2 protein-coding genes are annotated in these 679 nt (G+C 54.1%); both read right to left on the reverse strand.

All coding sequences use genetic code 11. From position 1 onward, the window contains the following. The coding region (locus tag AC1DQP_RS21205) for a hypothetical protein (RefSeq protein ID WP_478052518.1) at positions 1–204 on the reverse strand (204 nt) is incomplete at its 3' end. An 82-nt stretch (positions 205–286) separates the two neighbouring features. Then, positions 287–679: site-specific integrase (locus AC1DQP_RS21210; RefSeq protein WP_478052519.1), on the reverse strand; the 393-nt coding region annotated here is incomplete at its 5' end.

Genomic DNA, 679 nt, shown 5'->3' on the forward strand with positions numbered 1-679 from the left:
ACATATTATAGCAAGTCGCTTATCCCCGCAAAAAACAAGGAAAACCAAAAGTAGAACAACGAGGAAAACAAGAAACGACGACCATTTCGCAATGGCGCGAAATAGGCAGTCGACCCAGCCGACATGCTGATCTTCGCCCCTTCCATCTCCCATCTCGTCCTGCCCGGTCGGGACATCCAGAAGATCTTTCCGTGTCTTTCTCATTTTTAATCCACTCCCCTTCGATATTTTATAGGTCGAATTCGCTCTAGATTTTGACCAATCAGGCAAAGGCTCTCCTGCGCTATTACTCAACCCTTGAACGGCTGACAGCCACATCAAAAGCGGACAGGCCAGGCGAGTGCACGCCTAGACCCTCAAGCTTTTCTAGGGCGGTAAAGCCCCTGCTGTAGGTCGAGTGATGCTCGTCATCGAGCTCATGCCCCACAATTTGCGCCCTAAGCTCGGAAACTACCCCTACCCCTTGCAGCTCCTGGATGAATGTCTTCCGCAAGGAATGGAACCCACGCTTCGCGGGCTCCCAGCCCTTCCCCACCTCAGCCAGGTGCCGACTGAAGGCCTTGGTGATCCAGTTCCCTTGCCCGTTTACGGCCGTTGCTTTGGCCGCCGGGAATAGTCTCGTCTCACCTGCCTCGCGCTTCCCGTCGACCCACTCCAAGAGTCCCATCTTGAGCAATTC

The organism is Stenotrophomonas sp. P5_A8, from assembly GCF_056400545.1.